Genomic DNA, 453 nt, shown 5'->3' on the forward strand with positions numbered 1-453 from the left:
CTTTGGCATCGGCCGTCAGTTACTTCGGATGCAGCCGACAGTAAGAGGTACGCGCTCTTGCCCGCATGGGAGAGAGCCTTGCCCGAATCCCTTTTTCGCAACCCGGTGCTGAAATCCCTTTCGCCGGAGGACTTCGCGCTGTTGCGACCATCGCTGCATCGCGTCGAACTGGACATCAAGGCTCAGTTGCTGATCGCGCATCAGCCGATCAGGAATGGATATTTTCCCGAGAGGGGCATCGCCTCGGTGGTCGCCACCATGACCGGCGGACGGCAATGTGAAGTCGGCATTATCGGATATGACGGGATGACAGGAATTGCCCTCATTCTCGGACAGGACAGCTCTTCCAACGAGACCTATATCCAGGTCGCAGGCAATGGCTGGCGCCTGCCGGTTGAAATCATTCGTCCTGCGGTTGCGGAAAGCCCGTCGCTGCGCACGTCAGTGCTGGAC

At 58.7% G+C, this 453-nt stretch carries 1 pseudogene; it reads left to right on the forward strand.

What is annotated here, in order from left to right:
* Positions 1 to 78: 78 nt before the first annotated feature.
* A pseudogene (locus tag EN780_RS37730) lies at positions 79 to 453 on the forward strand (Crp/Fnr family transcriptional regulator); the annotation flags it as partial.

Origin of the sequence: Mesorhizobium sp. M4B.F.Ca.ET.089.01.1.1 (assembly GCF_004022605.1) — a bacterium.
GTDB classification, from domain to species: domain Bacteria; phylum Pseudomonadota; class Alphaproteobacteria; order Rhizobiales; family Rhizobiaceae; genus Mesorhizobium; species Mesorhizobium abyssinicae.